We start from the raw sequence: 24,484 nt of genomic DNA, 5'->3' as shown, positions 1-24,484 counted from the left end.
CGTGGTTGGAGTTTTTTGGCAACAAGCCCTTTACCGAGCGAGTCATCAGCCAAGTAGACCAACTGCTGGATTAAAAATTAGGAAATATCGTGTAGAAAATAGTAACAGATTTTATCTCTTTGTGGGATGAAGTCTGTTTTTTTGTATGATGGGCAGGTCCTACATCTGAGTGGCAAGTTCTCCGTAGGTATCCGCTATTGGTTAATGCATAGCATATCTGAATGAAATAAGAACTAAACAAATCAGTCAGGAAAGTCAAAGTAATTTCTATTATAGTAGATTGAAACTNNTCGATTTGACTGTCCTGATCGAATCGTCCTATTCTTATTTCATTTTACAATATAAAAGAAATAAATACGGCTGACTATCCTGATTTTTATAATCAAGCGATTACTGAAATAAGAAATGGGATAAAATAGATAGAGATGTTACATAAGAAATTGTAAGAGGTCTGTTCCCTCTTGATAAAATGACTCTCGCACCCAAAATAGCATCATATTCGGTGCAAAGGAGGTGCGATAGATGAACGATAAGCAGGAAATAGTAAACAGGATAGAAAATTTTGAATCGAATCAAGTTTTTATAGCAAATGATTTCTTTGAAATTGTAGGATATGAAACTGTTCGTAGTACATTAAATCGTCTTGTAAAAGACAAAAAGGTTACTCGCATTTTGAAAGGTATTTATTATAAACCAAAATATATAGAACTGATTGGAGAGTATGCAATGGCCTCTGTGGATGAAGTTGCTGATGCTATTGCTAGAAAATATAATTGGACCATTGCTCCATCGGGAAACACAGCCCTTAATTTACTTGGTCTATCTACGCAGGTACCAGCAAAATGGATCTATATATCAGATGGAAGATATGCCAGTTTTAATGTTGGTAAGGCAAGAATAGAATTTAAGCATAGAAATAATGGAGATATTTCAAATATGTCAACCTTAACTGCAATGGTGATACAATCTGTCAAGGTAATGGGGAAAGAGAACATTACTTCTCAGCAGATTGACTACTTACGGAAAAAATTATCTGAAGAAGAAAAGTCAACATTACTAGCTGAAGGTAAAACTACAAGTGTCTGGGTATATAGTATTATCAAGAAAATATCAGAGGTATAGGGATGTTTGAGGATAAATCGACTGGGAAAAATAAATCAATTTCTCAGAATGTTTTTAGAAGTGACGGTGTCTATTCTAGCTTCAATCTACTAGAAATTCCATAGATAGAAAACTAGATGGTTCCTATAGATAGGGCTGATCTAGTTGATGTGAGATGCTTTGGCTTGCTAGAGGAATTGTGGATTGCCAAACTGTATCATTGAAATTATTGCTTAAATTTGTTATGATATAAATATGAATAAAAGTAGACTGGGACGTGGCAGACACGGGAAAAAGAGACATATATTATTGGCTTTGATTGGTATTTTAGCAATTTCTATTTGCCTATTAGGCGGATTTATTGTTTTTAAAATGTATCAGCAAAAAAGCTTTGAGCAAAAGATTGAATCGCTCAAAAAAGAGAAAGACGATCAATTGAGTGAGGGAAATCAGAAGGAGCATTTTCGTAAGGGACAAACCGAAGTGATTACCTATTATCCTCTCCAAGGGGAGCAAGTGATTTCGTCTGTTAAGGAGCTGATAAATCAAGATATTAAGGACAAGCTAGAAAGTAAGGACAATCTTGTTTTCTACTATACAGAGCAAGAAGAGTCAGGTTTAAAGGGAGTCGTCAATCGTAATGCGACGAAACAAATCTATGATTTAGTTGATTTTAAGGTTGAAGAGACTGAAAAGACCAGCCTAGGAAAGGTTCACTTAACAGAAGATGGGCAACCTTTTACACTTGACCAACTGTTTTCAGATGCTAGTAAGGCCAAGGAACAGCTGATAAAAGAATTGACTTCCTTCTTACAGGATAAGAAATTGGAGCAAGACCAGAGTGATCAGATTGTTAAAGGTTTCTCCGACCAAGACTTGTCTGCATGGAATTTTGATTACAAGGATAGTCAGATCATCCTTTATCCAAGTCCTGTGGTTGAAAATTTAGAAGAGATAGCCTTGCCAGTATCTGCTTTCTTTGATGTTATCCAATCTTCGTACTTACTTGAAAAAGACGCAGCCTTGTACCAGTCTTACTTTGATAAGAAACATCAAAAAGTTGTCGCTCTAACCTTTGATGATGGTCCAAATCCAGCAACGACTCCGCAGGCATTAGAGACTCTAGCTAAATATGGTGTTAAAGCCACTTTCTTTGTACTTGGGAAAAACGTTTCTGGGAATGAGGACTTGGTGAAAAGGATAAAATCCGAAGGTCATGTTGTTGGAAACCATAGTTGGAGCCATCCGATTCTCTCGCAACTTTCTCTTGATGAAGCTAAAAAGCAGATTACTGATACTGAGGATGTGCTAACTAAAGTACTGGGTTCTAGTTCAAAACTCATGCGCCCGCCTTATGGAGCCATTACAGACGACATTCGCAATAGCCTCGATTTGAGCTTTATCATGTGGGATGTGGATAGTCTGGACTGGAAGAGTAAAAATGAAACAGCTATTTTGACGGAAATTCAGCATCAAGTAGCTAACGGCTCTATCGTTCTGATGCATGATATTCACAGTCCGACAGTCAATGCCTTGCCAAGGGTCATTGAGTATTTGAAAAATCAAGGGTACACCTTTGTGACCATACCAGAGATGCTCAATACTCGCCTAAAAGCTCATGAGCTGTATTATAGTCGTGATGAATAAGCAACAAAAATGGGTCTGTCAGATATGTGATAGACTTATTTTTTACAGAAGAGAAGATAGTACTAATTAGTAAAAAATATTTTATGCTATAATTGATGAATAAGAGAGAAGGAGGAGTATATGAATACTTATCAATTAAATAATGGAGTAGAAATTCCAGTTCTGGGATTTGGTACCTGGAAAGCTGAAAATGGAGAGATTGCCTATCAAGCTGTACTAGAGGCTTTAAAGGCAGGCTATCGCCATATCGATACGGCAGCTATTTATAAAAATGAAGAAAGCGTTGGTCGTGCCATTCAAGATAGTGGTATTCCGAGGGAGGAAATTTTTGTAACCAGCAAACTCTGGAATAGAAATCACAACTATGAGCAAGCTCGTCAGGCTTTTGAAGAGTCTTTAGAGAAGCTGGGCTTGGAATATTTGGATTTGTATTTGATTCATTGGCCAAATCCAAAACCGCTCAGAGAAAATGACCAATGGAAAATCCGAAATTCAGAAGTCTGGAGAGCGATGGAGGAGCTTTATCAAGAAGGCAAAATCCGTGCTATCGGGGTTAGTAATTTCCTTCCCCATCATTTGGATGCCTTGCTTGCAACAGCAAAAATTCTTCCAGCGGTCAATCAAGTTCGCTTGGCGCCAGGTGTCTATCAAGAGGATGTCGTAGATTACTGTCGAGAAAAAGGAATTTTATTGGAAGCTTGGGGACCTTTTGGTCAGGGAGAACTATTTGATAGCAAGGAAGTGCAAGAAATCGCAGCAAATCATGGAAAGTCTGTTGCTCAGATAGCCTTGGCCTGGAGCTTGGCAGAAAGATTTTTACCACTTCCAAAATCTGTCACAGCCTCTCGTATTCAGGCTAATCTTGATTGCTTTGGAATTGAACTGAGTCAAGAGGAACGAGAAACCTTAAAAATGATAGCTGTTCAGTCTGGTGCTCCACGAGTTGATGATGTGGATTTTTAGAAAATCATAAAAAGAATTGTACATTGTTCTAATTTTTGATATAATAGTCAACAGGAAAGAAAGTCTTATGGCGTTCTTCAAGCGAGCTTGGGATAGTGGGAGCCAAGTAGGACAAGATAAAGAGCTGGCGCTTTCTGTAGAATTTTCAAAAACAATGAAGTAATAAATTAGGGTGGAACCGCGTTTCTGACGCCCCTAGGTTAAGTCAACCTAGGATTGTCGGACGCGGTTCTTTTGCTTATTCAGTCTATTGTGTGAAAGAAAGGAGAGACGTGGAAAACCTTTATCTTGTAAAGGACGATAGTCAACTAGCTGCATTTCGTGATTTTGTAGTAAGAAATACTGAAAAGTTGAAAGATTATCAATCTTTTTTAAAGAATGAACTTGCAGTTTGTGATTTACCGCAAGCCGTTATTTGGTCAAGTTTTAATGCTGCTACACAGATTATTAGGGAAAGCGCTGTTCCAGCCTATACAAATAATAGACGAATGGTTGTGACGCCTGATTTAGCTGTTTGGAAAGAGTTGTATTTGTATCAGTTGATGGACTACGAGTGTTCTCAGCAAACTCAAGCAATAGAAAGTCACTATCATTCTTTATCTGAAAATTTCCTCTTACAGATTGTAGGACATGAGTTAGCTCATTGGTCGGAGTATTTTTTAGATGATTTTGATGGTTACGACTCTTATATCTGGTTCGAAGAGGGAATGGTTGAATATATTAGTCGCAAGTATTTCTTGACAGAAGAGGAATTTCAAGCGGAAAAAATTTGTAATCAATCTCTTGTAGAACTTTTTCAGAAGAAGTATGGTTGGCATTCATTGAATGATTTTGGTTCTTCGACCTATGATAAGAACTATGCAAGTATTTTTTACGAATACTGGCGTAGTTTTTTGACAATAGATAAGTTGGTAGAAAATCTAGGTAGTGTACAAGCGGTCTTCGATTCTTATCATTTATGGGCAAATACAGATAAAACTCTTCCCTTGTTAAATTGGTTTGTTCAACAGAAATTAATTGAAAAAGAAATATAAAAACTAAAGGAGTAAACAATGTCTAAGAAATTAACATTTTACTGCGTCAGTGGCAGAGACCTCCTTACAGTCGGGCTACCCCACACTCAGCACTAGAGTGCCTGAGCTAGACGCAGTACTAACTCGTCTTGCCTCGTATGATCGACGAGGCAGACTCGTGTCGCAAGTAATTTATATAAAAAGGAGTAAACAATGTCTAAGAAATTAACATTTCACTGCGTCAGTGGCAGAAACCTCCTTACAGTCGGACTGCCCTACGCTCAGCACTAGAGTGCCTGAGCTAGACGCAGTACTAACTCGTCTTGCCTCGTATAATCGACGAGGCAGACTCGTGTCGCAAGAAATTATTTTTTATTAAGGAGTATTCAATGTCTAAGAAATTAACATTTCAAGAAATTATTTTGACTTTGCAACAATTTTGGAATGACCAAGGTTGTATGCTCATGCAGGCTTATGATAATGAAAAAGGTGCGGGAACGATGAGTCCTTACACTTTCCTTCGTGCTATCGGACCTGAGCCATGGAATGCGGCTTATGTAGAGCCATCACGTCGTCCTGCTGACGGTCGTTACGGGGAAAACCCTAACCGTCTTTACCAACACCACCAATTCCAGGTGGTCATGAAGCCATCTCCATCAAACATCCAAGAACTTTACCTTGAGTCTTTGGAAAAATTGGGAATCAATCCTTTGGAGCACGATATCCGTTTTGTTGAGGACAACTGGGAAAATCCATCTACTGGTTCAGCTGGTCTTGGTTGGGAAGTTTGGCTTGATGGGATGGAAATCACTCAGTTCACTTATTTCCAACAAGTCGGTGGATTGGCAACTGGCCCTGTGACTGCGGAAGTTACCTATGGTTTGGAACGCTTGGCTTCTTACATCCAAGAAGTAGATTCTGTCTATGATATTGAGTGGGCCGATGGTGTAAAATACGGAGAAATCTTTATCCAGCCTGAGTACGAGCATTCAAAATATTCATTTGAAATTTCGGATCAAGAAATGTTGCTGGAAAACTTTGATAAGTTTGAAAAAGAGGCTGGTCGTGCCTTGGAAGAAGGCTTGGTTCACCCTGCCTATGACTATGTTCTCAAATGTTCACACACCTTTAACCTGCTTGATGCGCGTGGTGCCGTATCTGTAACAGAGCGCGCAGGCTATATCGCTCGTATCCGTAACTTGGCCCGAGTTGTAGCCAAAACCTTTGTCGCAGAACGCAAACGCCTAGGTTACCCACTTTTAGATGAAGCAACACGAGTTAAACTCTTAGCAGAAGACGCGGAATAAAGAAAGTGACAAATTACGAAAATGGGCGAACAGTGTGAGCCCTGAACCAGTTGCAGCAGTGATGAAGGTATCCTTAGTGAAACTAAGGATACTAGGCAAAATTGGAGACTTTTGGCTCCAATTTTAGCAATGAAACAACGAAGTTGGTTGCTTGCGTACCAATCACATAAGGCAAACTGGAAAATAAAAAGATATTTTTCGGAGAAAAAACATGACAAAAAACTTATTAGTAGAACTCGGTCTTGAAGAATTACCAGCCTATGTTGTCACACCAAGTGAAAAACAACTAGGCGAAAAAATGGCAGCCTTTCTCAAGGAAAACCGCTTGTCTTTTGAAGCTATTCAGACCTTCTCAACACCACGTCGTTTGGCTGTTCGTTTAACTGGTCTTGCAGACAAACAGTCTGATTTGACAGAAGATTTTAAGGGGCCAGCAAAGAAAATTGCATTGGATAGTGATGGAAACTTCACCAAAGCAGCTCAAGGATTTGTCCGTGGGAAAGGCTTGACTGTTGAAGATATCGAATTCCGTGAAATCAAGGGTGAAGAATATGTCTATGTTACCAAGGAAGAAATTGGTCAAGCAGTTGAAGCCATTGTTCCTGGTGTTGTAGATGTCTTGAAGTCCTTGACTTTCCCTGTCAGCATGCACTGGGCTAACAACACCTTTGAATACATCCGCCCTGTTCACACTTTAACTGTTCTTTTAGATGAAGAAGAGTTTGATTTGGATTTCCTTGATATCAAGGGAGGGCGTGTGAGCCGTGGCCATCGTTTCTTGGGACAAGAAACTAAGATTCAGTCAGCATTGAGCTATGAAGAAGACCTTCGTGCACAGTATGTAATTGCAGATCCACGTGAACGTGAGCAAATGATTGTTGACCAAATCAAGACAATCGAAGCTGAGCGTGGTGTAGGTATAGAGATTGACGCTGATTTGCTGAATGAAGTCTTGAACTTGGTTGAATACCCAACTGCCTTTATGGGAAGTTTTGATGCTAAATATCTTGAAGTTCCAGAAGAAGTTTTGGTGACTTCAATGAAGGAACACCAACGTTACTTTGTTGTCCGTGATCAAGACGGTAAACTATTGCCAAACTTCATTTCTGTTCGTAATGGAAATGCAGAGCATTTGGAAAATGTTATCAAAGGAAATGAAAAAGTCTTGGTCGCTCGCTTAGAAGATGGTGAATTCTTCTGGCGTGAAGATCAAAAATTGGTCATTTCAGATCTTGTTGAAAAATTAAACAATGTGACCTTCCATGAGAAGATTGGTTCCCTTCGTGAACACATGATTCGTACGGGTCAGATTGCTATTCTCTTGGCAGAAAAAGCAGGCTTGTCAGCGGATGAAACAGTTGACCTAGCCCGTGCAGCAGCAATTTACAAGTTTGACTTGTTGACAGGTATGGTTGGTGAATTTGACGAGCTCCAAGGAATTATGGGTGAGAAATATGCCCTTCTTGCTGGTGAAACTCCAGCAGTGGCAACTGCTATTCGTGAACACTACATGCCTACATCAGCTGAAGGAGAACTTCCAGAGAGCAAGGTTGGTGCAGTGCTTGCTATTGCAGATAAATTGGATACGATTTTGAGTTTCTTCTCAGTAGGTTTGATTCCATCAGGTTCTAATGACCCTTATGCCCTTCGTCGTGCGACGCAAGGTGTAGTTCGTATATTGGATGCCTTTGGTTGGCACATTGCTATGGACGAGCTGATTGATAGCCTTTATGCTTTAACATTTGACAGCTTGACTTATGAAAATAAGACAGAGGTTATGAACTTTATCAAGGCTCGTGTTGATAAGATGATGGGTTCTACTCCAAAAGACATTAAGGAAGCCGTTCTTGCAGGATCAAACTTTGTTGTGGCAGATATGTTGGAAGCAGCAAGTGCTCTCGTAGAAGCAAGCAAGGAAGAAGACTTCAAACCATCCGTTGAATCACTCTCTCGTGCCTTTAACTTGACTGAGAAGGCAGAAGGAGTAGCCACAGTTGATTCAGCTCTCTTTGAGAATGAAGAAGAGAAAACCTTGGCAGAAGCAGTAGAATCACTCGTTTTGTCAGGGACTGCCAGTCAGCAATTGAAACAGCTCTTTGCTCTTAGCCCAGTCATTGATGCATTCTTTGAGAATACCATGGTTATGGCTGAAAATGAAGCAGTCCGTCAAAATCGTTTGGCAATCTTGTCTCAATTAACCAAGAAAGCAGCTAAACTTGCACGTTTTAACCAAATCAATACCAAATAAAATCTGTTAAACGGATTAAATCTTATCATAAAGGAGAGAAACATGGATCCTAAAAAAATTGATCGTATCAATGAGCTTGCCAAAAAGAAAAAAGCAGAAGGCTTGACATCAGAAGAAAAAGTGGAACAAGCTAAACTACGTGAGGAGTACATTGAAGGTTATCGTCGCTCTGTTCGTCACCACATTGAGGGAATCAAAATTGTGGACGAAGAAGGTAATGATGTTACACCAGAAAAACTACGTCAGGTACAACGTGAAAAAGGATTACATGGTCGTAGTCTTGATGATCCAAATTCATAATATGTATTCTTTCTTTTTTAAAACTAAATGACTATAACATGAGATTTCCTTTCTCTTTTTACATAATACAATTTTAAAACTCCATTGAAACAGTTGTCTCTATAGAGTAGGAATTCCTGAAGAACAGCTTAGGTGACCTTCTTTATCGATGAGGATGGCTTCGATGCCCTCAAAACTTTCGACTTGCCAGAGGATAGAAGCATGTCTTTCTCCAAAGAGTCGAGTCGTTCAGATTTCGCCATCGACTGATTTATCAGAGATGATTGTTAGACTCGCTAGTTCCGTTTCAACAGGATATCCTGTTTGATTAGACTTCCTGCGAAACAATATATGGTAGAATAGTTCTATGAATTATGAAGCAAGTAAACAACTAACTGATGCACGATTTAAGCTCCTGGTTGGTGTTCAGCGCACGACTTTTGAAGAGATGTTAGCTGTATTAAAAACAGCTTATCAAGGTAAACACGCAAAAGGGGGACGAAAACTCAAATTAAGCCTAGAAGACCTTCTTATGGCCACTCTTCAATATGTGCGAGAATACCGCACTTATGAACAAATTGCGGCTGATTTTGGTATTCACGAAAGCAACTTAACCCATCGGAGTCAATGGGTTGAAGTAACTCTTGTTCAAAGTGGTTTTACGATTTCAAGAACTCCTCTCAGTTCTGAGGACACGGTAATGATTGATGCGACGGAAGTAAAAATCCATCGCCTTAAAAAACAATTAGCGAATGATTCTGGTAAAAAGAAATGCCGCGCTATGAAGGTTCAAGCGATTGTCACAAGTCAAGGGAGAATTGTTTTTTGGAGATCACTGTGAACTATTGTCACGATATGAAGTTGTTCAAAATGAGTCGCAGAAATATCGGACAAGCTGGTAAAATCTTGGCTGACAGTGCTTATCAAGGACTCATGAAGATATATCCTCAAGCACAAACTCCGAGGAAATCAAGTAAACTTAAGCCATTAACTCTTGAAGACAAAGCCTGTAACCATGCACTATCTAAGGAGAGCAGCAAGGTTGAGAATATTTTTGCCACAGTAAAAACGTTTAAAATGTTTTCAACAACCTATCGAAATCATCGTAAACGCTTCGGATTACGAATGAATTCGATTGCTGGCATTATCAATCATGAACTAGGATTCTAGTTTTGCAGGAAGTCTAGTAGTAAAATAAACTAAAAATCTGTTGCATAATAATGATAAAAACGATATAATGAAAGCGTCTTCGATATTGATGATATAAAATCATTAAAAATTAGCAAAAATCGTTTAATTAGTTAGTTTATAATCTATTGGTCTTCTTCAGTCCAGTGTATCTGCTAAGACCGTTCTTAAAAGTTATCGCTATGATTGGAATACCTACTATAGGTATAGTATGAATTACCACAGATATGGATATATTGTCATTCCGGAATGGTCTTCTTATTATAGCTATTCTGAGTATAAAGTTGGCGGAGGCTGGAACTACGATCGTTATGAGGTAGTAAACCATTACAAAGGAGGCTATTGATCCTTAAAGAGTGAGAAAAAGGAGGACTGGATATGTTACAGCTTACTCATGTGACCTTAAAAACGCGACAAGTCATCTTGCAAGATGCGGATTTCACCTTTAATAAAGGCAGGGTTTATGGTGTTCTCGCTATCAATGGCTCTGGAAAGACGACCCTGTTCCGCGCCATTAGCAACTTAATCCCCATAAGTAGTGGAAATATCGCAGTCTCTCCTTCTTTATTTTATTATGAGAGTGTTGAATGGCTGGATGGAAACTTAAGTGGGATGGACTATCTTCGCCTTATAAAAAGCATCTGGAAGTCAGACCTGAACTTGAGGGATGAAATCGCCTACTGGGAAATGTCTGACTATATCAGCCTTCCCATTCGCAAGTATTCCCTAGGCATGAAGCAACGCTTGGTGATTGCCATGTATTTCCTCAGTCAGGCCAAATGCTGGCTTATGGATGAAATTACAAATGGCTTAGATGAGTATTATCGACAGAAGTTTTTTGATAGGCTGGCACAAATCGATAGACAAGAGCAGCTGGTTCTTTTAAGTTCCCACTATAAGGAAGAGTTGGTTGATGTCTGCGATAGAGTAGTAACCATTCATCAGGGGCAGATAGAAGAGGTTTAGTTTATGAAAGATGTTAGTCTATTTTTATTGAAAAAAGTTTTCAAAAGTCGTTTAAACTGGATTATCTTACTTTTATTTGCATCTGTACTCGGTGTTACCTTTTATTTAAATAGTCAGACTGCAAACTCACACAGCTTGGAGAGCGAGTTGGAAACCAGTGTTGTAAAATATGAGAGAATCATCAATGAAAATGAAGTGAAGCTTTCCCAAATGTCTGACACCAGCTCGGAGGAATACCAGAGTGTTAAAAGTAATTTAGACTTGCAAAAAAATTTTTTAACGCAAAAGAAAGAAATTTTGAATTTACTAAAAGAAGGACGATGGAAAGAAGCCTATTATTTGCAGTGGCAAGATGAAGAGAAGAATTATGAAGTTATGTCAAATGAACCGACTGCTAGCTCTGACTTTAAAATGGCGGTTGACCGCCAACGAAAGATTTACCAAGCCCTGTATCCCTTGAACATAAAAGCACATACTTTGGAGTTTCCGACCCACGGGATTGACCAGATTGTCTGGATTTTAGAGGCTATCATCCCAAGCTTGTTTGTGGTTGCTATTATTTTTATGCTAACGCAACTATTTGCAGAAAGATATCAAAATCATCTGGACACAGCTCAGTTATATCCTTTTTCAAAAGTGACATTTGCTTTATCCTCTCTTGGAGTTGGAGTGGGCTATGTAACTGTGCTGTTTATCGGAATCTGTGGATTTTCTTTTCTAGCGGGAAGTCTGATAAGTGGTTTTGGACAGTTAGATTATCCCTACCCAATTTATAGCTTAGCGAATCAAGAGGTAACTATTGGAAAGATACAAGATGTGTTATTTCCTGGCTTGTTCTTAGCTTTCTTAGCCTTTATCGTCATTGTGGAAGTCGTGTATTTGATTGCTTACTTTTTCAAGCAAAAAATGCCTGTCCTTTTTCTTTCACTCATTGGGATTGTTGGCTTATTGTTTGGCATCCAAACCATTCAGCCTCTTCAAAGGATTGCACATCTGATTCCCTTTACTTACTTGCGTTCAGTGGAGATTTTATCTGGAAGATTACCTAAGCAGATTGATAATGTCAATCTAAATTGGAGCATGGGGCTAGTTTTACTTCCTTACTTGATTATCCTTTTGTTAGTGGGGATTTTATTTATCGAAAGATGGGGAAATTCACGTAAAAGGGAAGTTTTTAATAGATTCTAGCTTTCCTATAGGTAGGGAAAATAAGTAAAAACTAACATAGAGAGGGAATCAACTTGATTCTCTCTTTTTGATTCGAAAACCAAACCAAAATACAAACACAAACTTTTCAAAAAATAACTTTTTATCTTGACAAGAGCTAGAAAACTTGGTATCATATAAAAGTTGAGAAAAGCAGAAGTGAGAGCTTCTCGCCTTGTGACATTAAGTTGCCTGGCCCTACGGATGAAAAGTTTCGAAGAAACGCTATCATAACGTGCGGGCTTGTATATTTACGAGTCCGCTATTGTTTTTCTCTAATAAAACAAAAGAGGTGAAAACCATAGCAAAGCAAGACTTATTCATCAATGATGAGATTCGTGTACGTGAAGTTCGCTTGATTGGTCTTGAGGGAGAACAGCTAGGCATCAAGCCACTCAGTGAAGCGCAAGCTTTGGCTGATAACGCTAATGTTGACCTAGTATTGATTCAACCCCAAGCCAAACCGCCTGTTGCAAAAATTATGGACTACGGTAAGTTCAAATTTGAGTACCAGAAGAAGCAAAAAGAACAACGTAAAAAACAAAGCGTTGTTACTGTGAAAGAAGTTCGTCTAAGTCCAACGATTGACAAGGGTGACTTTGATACAAAACTTCGCAATGCACGCAAATTCCTTGAAAAAGGAAATAAAGTTAAGGTATCTATTCGCTTTAAGGGTCGTATGATTACCCATAAAGAGATTGGTGCAAAAGTTTTAGCCGAGTTTGCTGAAGCAACTCAAGATATTGCCATCATCGAACAACGTGCTAAAATGGATGGACGTCAAATGTTCATGCAATTGGCGCCAGCGACTGACAAAAAATAATTGTCAGAAAGTTAAATAAAGGAGAAAAAATCATGCCAAAACAAAAAACACACCGCGCATCAGCTAAACGTTTCAAACGTACAGGTTCTGGTGGACTTAAACGTTTCCGTGCTTACACTTCTCACCGTTTCCACGGAAAAACTAAGAAACAACGTCGTCATCTTCGTAAAGCATCTATGGTGCATTCAGGAGATTACAAACGTATCAAAGCAATGCTTACTCGCTTGAAATAATAGCTTGACTGTAAGTAAATAATTCTAGGAAATATTTGGAGGAAATAAAACATGGCACGTGTTAAAGGTGGCGTTGTATCACGCAAACGTCGTAAACGTATTCTTAAATTAGCAAAAGGTTACTATGGAGCTAAACACATCTTGTTCCGTACTGCAAAAGAACAAGTAATGAACTCTTACTACTATGCATACCGTGATCGTCGTCAGAAAAAACGTGACTTCCGCAAATTGTGGATCACTCGTATCAACGCGGCAGCTCGTATGAACGGACTTTCATACTCACAATTGATGCATGGTTTGAAATTGGCTGAGATCGAAGTTAACCGTAAAATGCTTGCTGACTTGGCTGTTAACGATGCAGCAGCTTTCACAGCTCTTGCAGATGCAGCTAAAGCAAAACTTGGTAAATAACAACTGATGAGACTGGAAGAGGATTGTCCAGTCTTTTTAAAAATAAAGGAGAAAAATATGGCTTCAAAAATGCTACATACTTGCTTGCGAGTAGAAAATCTTGAAAAATCAATTGCATTCTATCAAGATGCTTTTGGTTTTAAAGAATTGCGTCGCAGAGATTTTCCAGATCATGCCTTCACGATTGTCTATCTAGGTCTTGAGGGTGATGACTATGAGTTGGAATTGACTTATAACTACGATCACGGCCCTTATGTGGTTGGAGATGGCTTTGCTCATATCGCCCTAAGTACACCTGATCTTGAGGTTCTTCATCAAGAGCACAGTGCAAAAGGCTATGAAGTGACTGAGCCAAATGGCCTACCAGGAACTACACCAAACTATTACTTTGTCAAAGACCCTGATGGCTACAAGGTCGAAGTCATTCGTGAAAAATAATCTCATGAGGTCAAGTAGAATGTTCCTTTTCTACTTGACTTTTTTTAGCTGAAAGAGTATACTAATAAAAATTTAACCTTTAAGGGGAGTCCAGAGAGACTCACAAGGTGTCAGATAAAAGAATAGTACAATTTTCTAGAGGAGACTTTTGAGTTTGCTCTCTTCTGTTGTACAATTTTAACTGAGGCCTTGCACTAGCAAGGTCTTTTCTTTGTCTGGTCCCCTTAAAATTTAAGGAGGAAAAGTCATGAATCCCACATGTAAGAAACGTTTGGGTGCCATTCGTTTGGAAACCATGAAGGTGGTTGCACAGGAGGAAATCGCGCCAGCAATCTTTGAACTAGTCTTAGAAGGAGAAATGGTTGAAGTCATGCGAGCAGGACAATTTCTACATCTGCGTGTGCCTGATGATGCCCATCTTTTGCGTCGTCCTATTTCAATTTCGTCTATCGATAAGGTTAAGAAGCAGTGTCATCTCATTTACCGGATTGAGGGAGCTGGGACTGCAATTTTTTCAACCTTAAGTCAGGGAGACACTCTTGATGTGATGGGGCCTCAGGGAAATGGTTTTGACTTGTCTGACCTTGATGAGCAGAATCAGGTTCTCCTTGTTGGTGGTGGGATTGGTGTTCCACCCTTGCTTGAGGTGGCCAAGGAATTGCATGAACGTGGAGTGAAAGTAGTGACAGTCCTCGGTTTTGCTAATAAGGATGCTGTTATTTTGAAAACGGAATTGGCTCAGTATGGTCAGGTCTTTGTAACGACAGATGATGGTTCTTATGGCATCAAGGGAAATGTTTCCGTTGTTATCAATGATTTAGATAGTCAGTTTGATGCTGTTTACTCGTGTGGGGCTCCAGGAATGATGAAGTATATCAATCAAACCTTTGATGATCACCCAAGAGCCTATTTATCTCTGGAATCTCGTATGGCTTGTGGGATGGGAGCTTGCTATGCCTGTGTTCTAAAAGTACCAGAAAGCGAGACGGTCAGCCAACGCGTCTGTGAAGATGGTCCTGTTTTCCGCACAGGAACAGTTGTATTATAAGGAGAAAATTATGACTACAAATCGATTACAAGTGTCTCTACCTGGTTTGGATTTGAAAAATCCGATTATTCCAGCATCAGGCTGTTTTGGCTTTGGACAAGAGTATGCCAAGTACTATGATTTAGACCTTTTAGGTTCTATTATGATCAAGGCGACAACCCTTGAACCACGTTTTGGGAATCCAACTCCAAGAGTGGCAGAGACGCCTGCTGGTATGCTCAATGCAATTGGCTTGCAAAATCCTGGTTTAGAGGTTGTTTTGGCTGAAAAGCTACCTTGGCTGGAAAGAGAATATCCAAATCTTCCTATTATTGCCAATGTAGCTGGTTTTTCAAAACAAGAGTATGCAGCTGTTTCTCATGGGATTTCCAAGGCAACTAATGTAAAAGCTATCGAGCTCAATATTTCTTGTCCCAATGTTGACCACTGTAATCATGGACTTTTGATTGGTCAAGATCCAGATTTGGCTTATGATGTGGTGAAAGCAGCTGTGGAAGCCTCAGAAGTGCCAGTTTATGTCAAATTAACCCCGAGTGTGACCGATATCGTTACTGTCGCAAAAGCTGCAGAAGATGCGGGAGCAAGTGGCTTGACCATGATCAATACTCTGGTTGGAATGCGCTTTGACCTCAAAACCAGAAAACCAATCTTGGCCAATGGAACAGGTGGAATGTCAGGTCCAGCAGTCTTTCCAGTAGCCTTCAAACTCATCCGCCAAGTAGCCCAAACAACAGACCTGCCTATCATTGGAATGGGGGGAGTGGATTCGGCTGAAGCTGCCCTAGAAATGTATCTGGCTGGGGCATCTGCTATTGGAGTTGGAACAGCTAACTTTACCAATCCTTATGCCTGCCCTGACATCATCGAAAATTTACCAAAGGTTATGGATAAATATAGTATCAGCAGTCTAGAAAATCTTCGCAAGGAAGTAAAAGAGTCTCTGAGGTAAACTGCAATCAATCTGTTCTTGATTTTTTATTAGTTTGTAATATGAATTTAGGAGAATTTTGGTACAATAAAATAAATAAGAACAGAGGAAGAAGGTTAATGAAAAAAGTAAGATTTATTTTTTTAGCTCTGCTATTTTTCTTAGCTAGTCCAGAGGGTGCAATGGCTAGTGATGGTACTTGGCAAGGAAAACAGTATCTGAAAGCAGACGGCAGTCAAGCAGCGAATGAGTGGATTTTTGATGCTCACTATCAATCTTGGTTCTATATAAAAGAAGATGCCAACTATGTTGAAAATGAATGGCTAAAGCAAGGTGACGACTATTTTTACCTCAAATCTGGTGGCTATATGGCCAAATCAGAATGGATAGAAGACAAGGGAGCCTTCTATTATCTTGACCAAAATGGAAAGATGAAAAGAAATGCTTGGCTAGGAGCTTCCTATGTCGGTGCAACAGGTGCCAAAGTAATAGAAGACTGGGTATTTGATTCTCAATACGATGCTTGGTTTTATATCAAATCAGATGGACAACACGCAGAGAAAGAATGGCTTCAAATTAAGGGCAAGGACTATTATTTCAAATCTGGTGGTTATTTGCTAACAAGTCAGTGGATTGAGCAGGCTTATGTGAATGCCAGTGGTGCCAAAGTGCAGCAAGGTTGGCTTTTTGACAAACAATACCAATCTTGGTTTTACATCAAAGAAAATGGAAATCATGCTGACAAAGAATGGATTTTCGAAAATGGTCACTATTATTATTTCAAATCTGGTGGCTATATGGCAGCAAATGAATGGATTTGGGATAAGAAATCTTGGTTTTACCTCAAGTCTGATGGGAAAATAGCTGAAAAAGAATGGGTCTACGATTCTCATAGTCAAGCTTGGTACTACTTCAAATCCGGTGGCTACATGGCAGCCAATGAATGGATTTGGGATAAGGAATCTTGGTTTTATCTCAAATCTGATGGGAAAATAGCTGAAAAAGAATGGGTCTACGATTCTCATAGTCAAGCTTGGTACTACTTCAAATCCGGTGGCTACATGGCAGCCAATGAATGGATTTGGGATAAGGAGTCATGGTTTTACCTCAAGTCTGATGGCAAAATGGCTAAAAAAGAATGGGTCTACGATTCTAAAAGTCAAGCCTGGTACTACTTCAAATCCGGTGGCTACATGGCGAAAAATGAGACAGTAGATGGTTATCAGCTTGGAAGCGATGGTAAATGGCGTGGAGAAAAAGCTACAAATGAAAATGCTGCTTATTATCAAGTAGTACCAGTCACAGCAAATATCTATAATGCAGATGGTGAAAAGCTCTCCTATATATCGCAAGCTAGTGTTGTTTGGCTAGATAAGGATAGAAAAAGTGATGACAAGCGCCTGGCTATTACTATTTCTGGTTTGTCAGGCTATATGAAAACAGAAGATTTACAAGCGCTAGATGCTAGTAAGGACTTTATCCCTTATTATGAGAGTGATGGCCACCGTTTTTATCACTATGTGGCTCAGAATGCTAGTATCCCAGTAGCTTCTCATCTTTCTGATATGGAAGTAGGCAAGAAATATTATTCGGCAGATGGCCTGCATTTTGATGGTTTTAAGCTTGAAAATCCTTTCCTTTTCAAAGACTTGACAGAGGCTACAAACTATAGTGCTGAGGATTTGGATAAGGTATTTAGTTTGCTAAACATTAACAATAGCCTCTTGGAAAATAAGGGAGCTACCTTTAAGGAAGCCGAAGAACATTACCATATCAATGCCCTCTATCTCCTTGCCCATAGTGCTTTAGAAAGTGATTGGGGACGAAGTAAGATTGCCAAAGATAAGAATAATTTCTTTGGAATTACAGCCTATGATACGACCCCTTACCTTTCTGCCAAGACATTTGACGATGTGGATAAAGGTATTTTAGGAGCAACCAAGTGGATTAAGGAAAATTATATCGATAGGGGCAGAACTTTCCTTGGAAACAAGGCATCTGGTATGAATGTGGAATATGCCTCAGACCCTTATTGGGGCGAAAAAATTGCTAGTGTGATGATGAAAATCAATGAGAAATTAGGTGGCAAAGATTAGTCCTATAATTGGATATGATTTGAGTATAAGTTAAAAATCCTGATTTCAAATAAAATCAGGATTTTTTCATGGATGCGATTTTTTCTGGATCTGGTGTGACACGGAGGGTCTTTTGTCCTGTGTAAGTGACAAAGCCGGGTTTTCCGCCAGTTGGTTTATTGAGTTTCTTGACTTCAATCATATCTACCTGGACCAGATTTGACAGGCGACCTTGAGAGAAGTAGGCTGCAAGTTCTGCTGCGTCTGTCTTGACTTCATCAGATGGGTCAAGATTGCCTGAGATGACAACATGGCTTCCAGGAATGTCCTTGGCATGGAACCAAAGTTCCTCCTTGCGGGCCATTTTAAAGGTTAGTTCCTCATTTTGCAGGTTATTGCGGCCAACATAGATGATGGTTTTGCCATCGCTTGCTAGATATTGTTCTGGTTTTTTACGTTTCTGGATTTTTTCTCTCTGTCTTCTACGGATAAAGCCGGTTTGAATCAATTCTTCACGGATTTCAGCGATTTCTTCCAGTCCAGCTTGGTTGAGGACAGTTTCGACACTTTCCAGATAGAGAATGGTTGCCTTGGTTTCCTCAATCAGATCAGTCAAGTATTTGACAGCTTCTTTGAGTTTCTGGTACCGTTTAAAATAGCGTTGGGCATTCTGGTTGGGAGTCAAGGCCTTATCAAGCGCAATGGTGATAGGTTGATTAGTGTAGTAGTTGTCTAGGATAACCTGGTCTTGGTCGTTAGGCACTTGGTGGAGGAAGGTTGTCAGCAATTCTCCTTTTTGGCGAAATTCTTCAGCATTGTCTGTCGCCAGTAACTCTTTTTCCTGTTTTTTCAGCTTATGTCGATTTTTCTGCAGTTCGTTTTCAACACGGCGAATGAGTTCACTGGCTTGCTGTTTGACACGGTCTCGCTCAGCCTTGTCCTTATAGTAGGTGTCCAACAAATCAGAAAGACTGGAAAAAGGCTCTCCCACTTGATTTTCAAAAGGAACTGGACTGAAAGAAGTCTCAGTCAAGCATGGTTTGGTTTCTTGATGGAAAAAGTTTCGGAAAGTGGAAAGTTTTTCACTAACCAGTATGCTTTCCAATTTATTTGCCGTATCGCGTCCCAGACCTTGAAAGAGGCTTTGAAGATTTTTAGCTGTCGTTTCCTGTGTTTGCAGGATTTCAAAGAGTTTCTCGTCCTTGATTGTAAAAGGATTGAGAGATTCCGTACTTGGCGGAGCGATGTAGGTCGACCCAGGAAGCAAGGTACGGTAGCTATTTTGTGAAAAGCCAACGTGTTTGATAACTTCGAGGATTTTATGACTGCTTTTATCGACCAGTAGAATATTACTGTGTTTCCCCATAATTTCGATAATCAAGGTAGCCTGGATATGGTCTCCAATCTCGTTTTTATTGGAAACTGTAATTTCCACAATACGGTCATTTTCCACTTGCTCAATCGACTCAATCAGGGCCCCCTGCAAATACTTTCTCAAAATCATGATAAAGGTAGAAGGTTGGGCTGGATTTTCAAAAGTCGTTTGGGTCAGCTGAATGCGTCCAAAAACTGGATGGGCAGAAAGGAGCAGGCGATGGCTTTGGCGATTGCTGCGGATTTGCAAGACCAACTCTTGTTCAAAAGGCTGATTGATTTTCTGGATGCGACCATTCACTAATTCGCTTCGCAATTCCTCAACTATGTGGTGTAAAAAAAATCCGTCAAATGACATCGTTCTCTCCTTGTGATTGTATTCCATAGTATTATATCAAAAAGGTAGAATAAAATCATGGAAATGTGGTATAATAAAGCCAAGTAAAGAGAAACGAGAAGCACATGTATATTGAAATGGTAGATGAAACTGGTCAAGTTTCAAAAGAAATGTTGCAACAAACCCAAGAAATTTTGGAATTTGCAGCCCAAAAATTAGGAAAAGAAGACAAGGAGATGGCAGTCACTTTTGTGACCAATGAGCGTAGTCATGAACTTAATCTGGAGTACCGTGACACCGACCGTCCGACAGATGTCATCAGCCTTGAGTATAAACCAGAATTGGAAATTGCCTTTGACGAAGAGGATTTGCTTGAAAATCCAGAATTGGCAGAGATGATGTCTGAGTTTGATGCCTATATTGGGGAATTGTTCATCTCTATCGATAAGGCTCATGAGCAGGCCGAAGAATATGGTCACAGCTTTGAGCGTGAGATGGGCTTCTTGGCAGTACACGGCTTTTTACATATTAACGGCTATGATCACTACACTCCGGAAGAAGAAGCGGAGATGTTCGGTTTACAAGAAGAAATTTTGACAGCCTATGGACTCACAAGACAATAAACGAAAATGGAAAAATCGTGACTTGATATCCAGTTTAGAATTTGCTTTGACAGGTATTTTTACTGCTATCAAGGAAGAATGCAATATGCGAAAACACGCAGTGACGGCTCTAGTGGTCATCCTTGCAGGTTTTGTTTTTCAGGTGTCACGAATCGAATGGCTCTTTCTCCTATTGAGCATTTTCTTGGTAGTAGCCTTTGAGATTATCAACTCTGCTATTGAAAATGTGGTGGATTTGGCCAGTCACTATCACTTTTCCATGCTGGCTAAAAATGCCAAGGATATGGCGGCTGGCGCGGTATTAGTGGTTTCTCTTTTCGCAGCCTTAACAGGCGCATTGATTTTTCTCCCACGAATCTGGGATTTATTATTTTAAACAGTAAGAGGAAATTATGACTTTTAAATCAGGCTTTGTAGCCATTTTAGGACGTCCCAATGTTGGGAAGTCAACCTTTTTAAATCACGTTATGGGGCAAAAGATTGCCATCATGAGTGACAAGGCGCAGACAACGCGCAATAAAATCATGGGAATTTACACGACTGATAAGGAGCAAATTGTCTTTATCGACACACCAGGGATTCACAAGCCTAAAACAGCTCTCGGAGATTTCATGGTTGAGTCTGCCTACAGCACCCTTCGCGAAGTGGACACCGTTCTTTTCATGGTGCCTGCTGATGAAGCGCGTGGTAAGGGGGACGATATGATTATCGAGCGTCTCAAGGCTACCAAGGTTCCTGTGATTTTGGTGGTGAATAAAATCGATAAGGTCCATCCAGACCAGCTCTTGTCTCAGATTGATGACTTCCGTAATCAAATAGACTTTAAGGAAATTGTTCCAATCTCAGCCCTTCAGGGAAATAATGTGTCTCGTCTAGTGGATATTTTGAGTGAAAATCTGGATGAAGGTTTCCAATATTTCCCGTCTGATCAAATCACAGATCATCCAGAACGTTTCTTAGTTTCAGAAATGGTTCGCGAGAAAGTCTTGCACCTAACTCGTGAAGAGATTCCGCATTCTGTAGCAGTAGTTGTTGACTGTATGAAACGAGACGAAGAGACAGACAAGGTTCACATCCGTGCAACCATCATGGTCGAGCGCGATAGCCAAAAAGGGATTATCATCGGTAAAGGTGGCGCTATGCTTAAGAAAATCGGTAGTATGGCCCGTCGTGATATCGAACTTATGCTAGGAGACAAGGTCTTCCTAGAAACCTGGGTCAAGGTCAAGAAAAACTGGCGCGATAAAAAGCTAGATTTGGCTGACTTTGGCTATAATGAAAAAGAATACTAAGTAGAGGTGGGCTCATGCCTGCTTCTTGTTTTTACAGAAGGAGGACGTATGCCTGAATTACCTGAGGTTGAAACCGTTCGTCGTGGTTTAGAAAAATTGATTCTGGGAAAGAAGATTTCGAGTATAGAAATTCGCTATCCCAAGATGATTAAGACAGATTTGGACGAGTTTCGAAAGGAAGTGCCTGGCCAAGTTGTTGAGTCAATGGGACGTCGTGGAAAATATTTGCTGTTTTACCTAACAGACAAGGTCTTGATTTCCCATCTGCGGATGGAGGGCAAGTATTTTTACTATCCGTACCAGGTTCCTGAACGCAAGCATGCCCATGTTTTCTTTCAGTTTGAAGATGGTGGCACGCTTGTTTATGAGGATGTTCGCAAGTTTGGTACTATGGAACTCTTGGCGCCTGACCTTTTGGATGCCTACTTTATTTCTAAAAAATTAGGTCCTGAACCAAGCGAACAAGACTTTGACTTGCAGATCTTTCAAGATGCCCTAGCCAAGTCCAAAAAGCCTATCAAATCCCATCTCCTAGACCAGACCTTGGTAGCTGGACTTGGCAATATCTATGTGGATGAGGTTCTCTGGCGAGCTCAGGTTCATCCGGCAAGACCTTCCCAGACTTTGACAGCAGCAGAAACGACAGCCATTCATGACCAAACCATTGCTATTTTGGGCCAGGCCGTTGAAAAAGGTGGTTCGACCATTCGGACCTATACCAATGCCTTTGGGGAAGATGGAACCATGCAGGATTTTCATCAGGTCTATGACAAGGCTGGTCAAGAGTGTTCACGCTGTGGGACAGTGATTGAGAAAATCCAACTAGGCGGACGTGGAACCCACTTTTGTCCTCAGTGCCAAAGGAGGGGCTGATGAGAAAAATCATCGGAATCACTGGGGGAATTGCCTCTGGTAAGTCAACCGTGACAAATTTTCTAAGAAAGCAAGGCTTTCAAGTAGTGGATGCCGACGCAGCCGTCCACCAACTACAGAAACCTGGTGGTCGTCTGTTTGAAGCTCTAGTCCAGCACTTTGGTCAAAAAATTATCTTAGAAAATGGAGAACTCAATCGCCCTCTCCTAGCTAATCTCATCTTTTCAAATCCTGAAGAACAGGAATGGTCTAAGCGAATCCAAGGAAAGATTATCCGTGAGGAACTAGCTACGTTGAGAGATCAGTTTGCTCAGACAGAAGAGATTTTTTTCATGGATATCCCCTTACTTTTTGAGCAGAACTACGTCTCTTGGTTTGATGAGACTTGGTTGGTCTATGTGGACCGAGATGTCCAAGTAGAACGCTTAATGAAAAGGGACAACTTGTCCAAAGATGAAGCTGAGTCTCGTCTGGCAGCCCAGTGGCCTTTAGAGAAAAAGAAAGATTTGGCCAGCCATGTTTTAAACAACAATGGGAATCAGGACCAGCTTCTTACTCAAGTGGTCTCCCTGCTTGAGGGAGGTAAGCAAGATGACAGAGATTAACTGGAAGGATAATCTGCGCATTGCCTGGTTTGGTAATTTTCTGACAGGAGCCAGTATTTCCTTAGTTGTGCCTTTTATGCCCATCTTTGTGGAAAATCTAGGTGTTGGGAGTGAGCAAGCTGCTTTTTATGCAGGTTTAGCTATTTCTGTCTCTGCCATTTCCGCGGCGCTCTTTTCTCCTATCTGGGGAATCCTTGCTGATAAATACGGTCGAAAACCCATGATGATTCGTGCTGGTCTGGCCATGACTATCACTATGGGAGGCTTGACCTTTGTGCCAAATATTTATTGGCTAATCTTTCTTCGTTTACTGAATGGTGTATTTGCGGGTTTTGTTCCCAATTCAACGGCCTTGATAGCCAGTCAGGTTCCCAAGGAGAAATCAGGCTCTGCCTTAGGTACTTTGTCTACAGGTGTAGTTGCAGGTACTCTAACTGGTCCCTTTATTGGTGGCTTTATCGCAGAATTATTTGGCATTCGTACAGTTTTCCTACTGGTTGGTAGTTTTCTGTTTCTAGCCGCTATTTTAACTATTTGCTTTATCAAGGAAGATTTTCAACCAGTAGCCAAGGAAAAGGCCATCCCAACAAAGGAATTATTTACATCAGTTAAATATCCCTATCTCTTGGTCAACCTCTTTCTGACCAGTTTTGTTATCCAATTTTCAGCCCAATCAATCGGTCCTATCTTAGCTCTGTATGTACGCGACTTAGGGCAGACAGAGAATCTTCTTTTTGTATCTGGTTTGATTGTATCCAGTATGGGCTTTTCCAGCATGATGAGTGCAGGAGTTATGGGCAAGCTAGGTGACAAGGTGGGCAATCATCGTCTCTTGGTTGTCGCCCAGTTTTATTCAGTCATCATCTATCTTCTCTGTGCCAATTCCTCTAGTCCCCTTCAACTAGGACTCTATCGATTCCTCTTTGGCTTGGGAACCGGTGCGCTGATACCTGGGGTCAATGCCCTTCTCAGTAAGATGACACCCAAAGCTGGTATTTCGAGGGTCTTTGCCTTTAATCAGGTATTCTTTTATCTGGGAGGTGTCGTTGGTCCTATGGCAGGTTCTGCAGTAGCAGGACAATTTGGCTACCATGCAGTCTTTTATGCGACAAGCCTTTAGTTGTCTCTTTAACCTGCTTCAATTTCGAACATTATTAGACTTCCTGCGAAACAATATATGGTATAATAGTTCTATGGATTATGAAGCAAGTGAACAACTAACTGATGCACGATTTAAGCTCCTGGTTGGTGTTCAGTGCACGACTTTTGAAGAGATGTTAGCTGTATTAAAAAGAGATTATCAAGGTAAACACGCAAAAGGGGGACGAAAACCTAAACTAAGCCTAGAATACCTTCTTATGGCGACTTCAATATGTGCGAGAATATCGAACTTATGAAGAAATTGCGGCTGATCTTGGTATCCACGAAAGCAACTTAATCCGTCGGAGCCAATGGGTTGAAGTAACTCTTGTTCAAAGGTGGTGTTGCGATTTCAAGAACTCCTCT

The 24,484-nt window shown here is 40.3% G+C and carries 24 protein-coding genes, 3 pseudogenes and 1 other annotated feature; of the genes and pseudogenes, 25 read left to right on the top strand and 2 right to left on the bottom strand.

All coding sequences use genetic code 11. The annotated features are described in order from the left end of the window. Positions 1 to 522 precede the first annotated feature (522 nt). The 7 genes from HT678_RS06785 to HT678_RS06755 all read left to right on the top strand — a co-directional run bounded on the left by HT678_RS06785 (position 523) and on the right by HT678_RS06755 (position 8,579). Positions 523 to 1,122 carry a DUF6088 family protein gene (locus HT678_RS06785; protein WP_172924733.1) on the top strand — a complete coding sequence of 200 codons (600 nt, stop codon included), beginning with the start codon at positions 523 to 525 and terminating at the stop codon, positions 1,120 to 1,122. A gap of 234 nt (positions 1,123 to 1,356) precedes the next feature. Next, the gene (pgdA, locus tag HT678_RS06780; protein ID WP_044814436.1) at positions 1,357 to 2,748 is read left to right on the top strand and encodes a peptidoglycan-N-acetylglucosamine deacetylase PgdA; all 1,392 of its coding nucleotides are present in this window, start codon (positions 1,357 to 1,359) and stop codon (positions 2,746 to 2,748) included. Positions 2,749 to 2,868: 120 nt separating this feature from the next. Continuing rightward, a complete protein-coding gene (locus tag HT678_RS06775) occupies positions 2,869 to 3,711 on the top strand; it encodes an aldo/keto reductase (RefSeq protein ID WP_050223292.1) in 843 nt (280 codons plus the stop codon). 272 nt (positions 3,712 to 3,983) lie between these two features. Further along, entirely contained in the window at positions 3,984 to 4,745 is a 762-nt protein-coding gene (locus tag HT678_RS06770) for an elongation factor Tu (protein WP_050223293.1), read from the top strand. Between the two features lie 368 nt (positions 4,746 to 5,113). Then, a complete protein-coding gene (glyQ, locus tag HT678_RS06765) occupies positions 5,114 to 6,031 on the top strand; it encodes a glycine--tRNA ligase subunit alpha (RefSeq protein WP_023936433.1) in 918 nt (305 codons plus the stop codon). A gap of 211 nt (positions 6,032 to 6,242) precedes the next feature. After that, positions 6,243 to 8,279: a glycine--tRNA ligase subunit beta gene (gene glyS, locus HT678_RS06760; protein WP_000164732.1), complete on the top strand. Its 2,037-nt coding sequence runs from the start codon at positions 6,243 to 6,245 to the stop codon at positions 8,277 to 8,279. 42 nt (positions 8,280 to 8,321) lie between these two features. Continuing rightward, positions 8,322 to 8,579, top strand: coding sequence for a DUF896 family protein (locus HT678_RS06755; RefSeq protein WP_000371298.1), 258 nt, complete (start codon positions 8,322 to 8,324; stop codon positions 8,577 to 8,579). A 99-nt stretch (positions 8,580 to 8,678) separates the two neighbouring features. Here HT678_RS06755 and HT678_RS06750 read toward each other — a convergent pair. Beyond that, positions 8,679 to 8,888, bottom strand: a pseudogene (locus HT678_RS06750) (FAD:protein FMN transferase); the annotation flags it as partial. Positions 8,889 to 8,925: 37 nt separating this feature from the next. On the opposite strand from HT678_RS06750, the gene HT678_RS06745 reads away from it, so the two are divergent. From HT678_RS06745 to HT678_RS06695, 11 genes are all read left to right on the top strand, one after another. Then, a protein-coding gene (locus HT678_RS06745; RefSeq protein WP_138702807.1) for an IS5 family transposase occupies positions 8,926 to 9,728 on the top strand; the annotation gives its coding sequence in 2 pieces (ribosomal slippage) (positions 8,926 to 9,382 and positions 9,382 to 9,728; 804 coding nt in all). Between the two features lie 145 nt (positions 9,729 to 9,873). Continuing rightward, positions 9,874 to 10,092, top strand: a complete 219-nt coding sequence (locus HT678_RS11545) for a hypothetical protein (protein ID WP_033605204.1) — start codon at positions 9,874 to 9,876, stop codon at positions 10,090 to 10,092. Positions 10,093 to 10,124: 32 nt separating this feature from the next. Next, positions 10,125 to 10,712, top strand: coding sequence for an ABC transporter ATP-binding protein (locus HT678_RS06735; RefSeq protein WP_023936431.1), 588 nt, complete (start codon positions 10,125 to 10,127; stop codon positions 10,710 to 10,712). Between the two features lie 3 nt (positions 10,713 to 10,715). Then, the gene (locus HT678_RS06730; protein WP_050223296.1) at positions 10,716 to 11,900 is read left to right on the top strand and encodes a hypothetical protein; all 1,185 of its coding nucleotides are present in this window, start codon (positions 10,716 to 10,718) and stop codon (positions 11,898 to 11,900) included. Positions 11,901 to 12,063: 163 nt separating this feature from the next. Then, positions 12,064 to 12,195 (top strand) — a sequence feature (ribosomal protein L20 leader region). A 15-nt stretch (positions 12,196 to 12,210) separates the two neighbouring features. After that, a complete protein-coding gene (gene infC, locus HT678_RS06725) occupies positions 12,211 to 12,741 on the top strand; it encodes a translation initiation factor IF-3 (RefSeq protein WP_000848180.1) in 531 nt (176 codons plus the stop codon). Positions 12,742 to 12,773: 32 nt separating this feature from the next. Continuing rightward, positions 12,774 to 12,974 carry a 50S ribosomal protein L35 gene (gene rpmI / locus HT678_RS06720; protein ID WP_001125943.1) on the top strand — a complete coding sequence of 67 codons (201 nt, stop codon included), beginning with the start codon at positions 12,774 to 12,776 and terminating at the stop codon, positions 12,972 to 12,974. A 51-nt stretch (positions 12,975 to 13,025) separates the two neighbouring features. Continuing rightward, positions 13,026 to 13,385 carry a 50S ribosomal protein L20 gene (gene rplT, locus HT678_RS06715; protein ID WP_000124834.1) on the top strand — a complete coding sequence of 120 codons (360 nt, stop codon included), beginning with the start codon at positions 13,026 to 13,028 and terminating at the stop codon, positions 13,383 to 13,385. A 57-nt stretch (positions 13,386 to 13,442) separates the two neighbouring features. Beyond that, positions 13,443 to 13,823, top strand: coding sequence for a VOC family protein (locus tag HT678_RS06710; protein ID WP_000157159.1), 381 nt, complete (start codon positions 13,443 to 13,445; stop codon positions 13,821 to 13,823). Between the two features lie 247 nt (positions 13,824 to 14,070). Beyond that, the gene (locus HT678_RS06705; RefSeq protein ID WP_023936428.1) at positions 14,071 to 14,871 is read left to right on the top strand and encodes a dihydroorotate dehydrogenase electron transfer subunit; all 801 of its coding nucleotides are present in this window, start codon (positions 14,071 to 14,073) and stop codon (positions 14,869 to 14,871) included. Next, positions 14,834 to 15,820 (top strand): dihydroorotate dehydrogenase, encoded by a 987-nt coding sequence (locus HT678_RS06700; protein WP_166736489.1) that lies wholly within the window; start codon positions 14,834 to 14,836, stop codon positions 15,818 to 15,820. The genes HT678_RS06705 and HT678_RS06700 overlap by 38 nt, the downstream gene beginning before the upstream one ends. Before the next feature lie 41 nt (positions 15,821 to 15,861). Continuing rightward, positions 15,862 to 17,895, top strand: coding sequence for a glucosaminidase domain-containing protein (locus HT678_RS06695; RefSeq protein ID WP_079230772.1), 2,034 nt, complete (start codon positions 15,862 to 15,864; stop codon positions 17,893 to 17,895). A 55-nt stretch (positions 17,896 to 17,950) separates the two neighbouring features. Here the strand turns inward: HT678_RS06695 and pavA are convergent, their stop codons facing one another. After that, a complete protein-coding gene (gene pavA, locus HT678_RS06690) occupies positions 17,951 to 19,606 on the bottom strand; it encodes an Rqc2 family fibronectin-binding protein PavA (RefSeq protein WP_050223298.1) in 1,656 nt (551 codons plus the stop codon). Between the two features lie 104 nt (positions 19,607 to 19,710). On the opposite strand from pavA, the gene ybeY reads away from it, so the two are divergent. The 7 genes and pseudogenes from ybeY to HT678_RS06655 form a co-directional block, all read left to right on the top strand. Next, a complete protein-coding gene (gene ybeY, locus HT678_RS06685; RefSeq protein ID WP_000275156.1) occupies positions 19,711 to 20,208 on the top strand; it encodes an rRNA maturation RNase YbeY in 498 nt (165 codons plus the stop codon). Next, positions 20,189 to 20,584 carry a diacylglycerol kinase gene (locus tag HT678_RS06680; protein WP_023939135.1) on the top strand — a complete coding sequence of 132 codons (396 nt, stop codon included), beginning with the start codon at positions 20,189 to 20,191 and terminating at the stop codon, positions 20,582 to 20,584. The genes ybeY and HT678_RS06680 overlap by 20 nt, the downstream gene beginning before the upstream one ends. Positions 20,585 to 20,600: 16 nt before the next feature. After that, positions 20,601 to 21,500 carry a GTPase Era gene (era, locus tag HT678_RS06675; protein WP_000143269.1) on the top strand — a complete coding sequence of 300 codons (900 nt, stop codon included), beginning with the start codon at positions 20,601 to 20,603 and terminating at the stop codon, positions 21,498 to 21,500. A 48-nt stretch (positions 21,501 to 21,548) separates the two neighbouring features. Beyond that, positions 21,549 to 22,373 carry a DNA-formamidopyrimidine glycosylase gene (gene mutM, locus HT678_RS06670; protein WP_050223299.1) on the top strand — a complete coding sequence of 275 codons (825 nt, stop codon included), beginning with the start codon at positions 21,549 to 21,551 and terminating at the stop codon, positions 22,371 to 22,373. Beyond that, positions 22,373 to 22,978 (top strand): dephospho-CoA kinase, encoded by a 606-nt coding sequence (gene coaE / locus HT678_RS06665; protein ID WP_050971507.1) that lies wholly within the window; start codon positions 22,373 to 22,375, stop codon positions 22,976 to 22,978. The genes mutM and coaE overlap by 1 nt, the downstream gene beginning before the upstream one ends. Further along, positions 22,965 to 24,135: pseudogene (locus tag HT678_RS06660) on the top strand (multidrug efflux MFS transporter); the annotation flags it as partial. The gene coaE and the pseudogene HT678_RS06660, both read left to right, overlap by 14 nt. 36 nt (positions 24,136 to 24,171) lie before the next feature. Further along, a pseudogene (locus HT678_RS06655) lies at positions 24,172 to 24,484 on the top strand (transposase family protein); the annotation flags it as partial.

Origin of the sequence: Streptococcus sp. 3167, from assembly GCF_013277175.1 — a bacterium.
GTDB classification, from domain to species: Bacteria; Bacillota; Bacilli; order Lactobacillales; family Streptococcaceae; genus Streptococcus; species Streptococcus pseudopneumoniae.
This window is presented reverse-complemented; position numbering and strand designations above follow the sequence as displayed.

Bases quoted from the DNA above. Each gene is read 5' to 3' on its own strand.
- glyS (WP_000164732.1), top strand. From the start codon at position 6,243: ATGACAAAAAACTTATTAGTAGAACTCGGTCTTGAAGAATTACCAGCC.
- HT678_RS06710 (WP_000157159.1), top strand. From the start codon at position 13,443: ATGGCTTCAAAAATGCTACATACTTGCTTGCGAGTAGAAAATCTTGAA.
- HT678_RS06680 (WP_023939135.1), top strand. From the start codon at position 20,189: ATGGACTCACAAGACAATAAACGAAAATGGAAAAATCGTGACTTGATA.
- rplT (WP_000124834.1), top strand. From the start codon at position 13,026: ATGGCACGTGTTAAAGGTGGCGTTGTATCACGCAAACGTCGTAAACGT.
- pavA (WP_050223298.1), bottom strand. From the start codon at position 19,606: ATGTCATTTGACGGATTTTTTTTACACCACATAGTTGAGGAATTGCGA.
- HT678_RS06775 (WP_050223292.1), top strand. From the start codon at position 2,869: ATGAATACTTATCAATTAAATAATGGAGTAGAAATTCCAGTTCTGGGA.
- HT678_RS06695 (WP_079230772.1), top strand. From the start codon at position 15,862: ATGAATTTAGGAGAATTTTGGTACAATAAAATAAATAAGAACAGAGGA.
- HT678_RS06785 (WP_172924733.1), top strand. From the start codon at position 523: ATGAACGATAAGCAGGAAATAGTAAACAGGATAGAAAATTTTGAATCG.
- HT678_RS06730 (WP_050223296.1), top strand. From the start codon at position 10,716: ATGAAAGATGTTAGTCTATTTTTATTGAAAAAAGTTTTCAAAAGTCGT.
- HT678_RS06735 (WP_023936431.1), top strand. From the start codon at position 10,125: ATGTTACAGCTTACTCATGTGACCTTAAAAACGCGACAAGTCATCTTG.
- mutM (WP_050223299.1), top strand. From the start codon at position 21,549: ATGCCTGAATTACCTGAGGTTGAAACCGTTCGTCGTGGTTTAGAAAAA.
- HT678_RS06700 (WP_166736489.1), top strand. From the start codon at position 14,834: ATGGTCCTGTTTTCCGCACAGGAACAGTTGTATTATAAGGAGAAAATT.
- ybeY (WP_000275156.1), top strand. From the start codon at position 19,711: ATGTATATTGAAATGGTAGATGAAACTGGTCAAGTTTCAAAAGAAATG.
- era (WP_000143269.1), top strand. From the start codon at position 20,601: ATGACTTTTAAATCAGGCTTTGTAGCCATTTTAGGACGTCCCAATGTT.
- glyQ (WP_023936433.1), top strand. From the start codon at position 5,114: ATGTCTAAGAAATTAACATTTCAAGAAATTATTTTGACTTTGCAACAA.
- pgdA (WP_044814436.1), top strand. From the start codon at position 1,357: ATGAATAAAAGTAGACTGGGACGTGGCAGACACGGGAAAAAGAGACAT.
- rpmI (WP_001125943.1), top strand. From the start codon at position 12,774: ATGCCAAAACAAAAAACACACCGCGCATCAGCTAAACGTTTCAAACGT.
- coaE (WP_050971507.1), top strand. From the start codon at position 22,373: ATGAGAAAAATCATCGGAATCACTGGGGGAATTGCCTCTGGTAAGTCA.
- HT678_RS06755 (WP_000371298.1), top strand. From the start codon at position 8,322: ATGGATCCTAAAAAAATTGATCGTATCAATGAGCTTGCCAAAAAGAAA.
- HT678_RS06705 (WP_023936428.1), top strand. From the start codon at position 14,071: ATGAATCCCACATGTAAGAAACGTTTGGGTGCCATTCGTTTGGAAACC.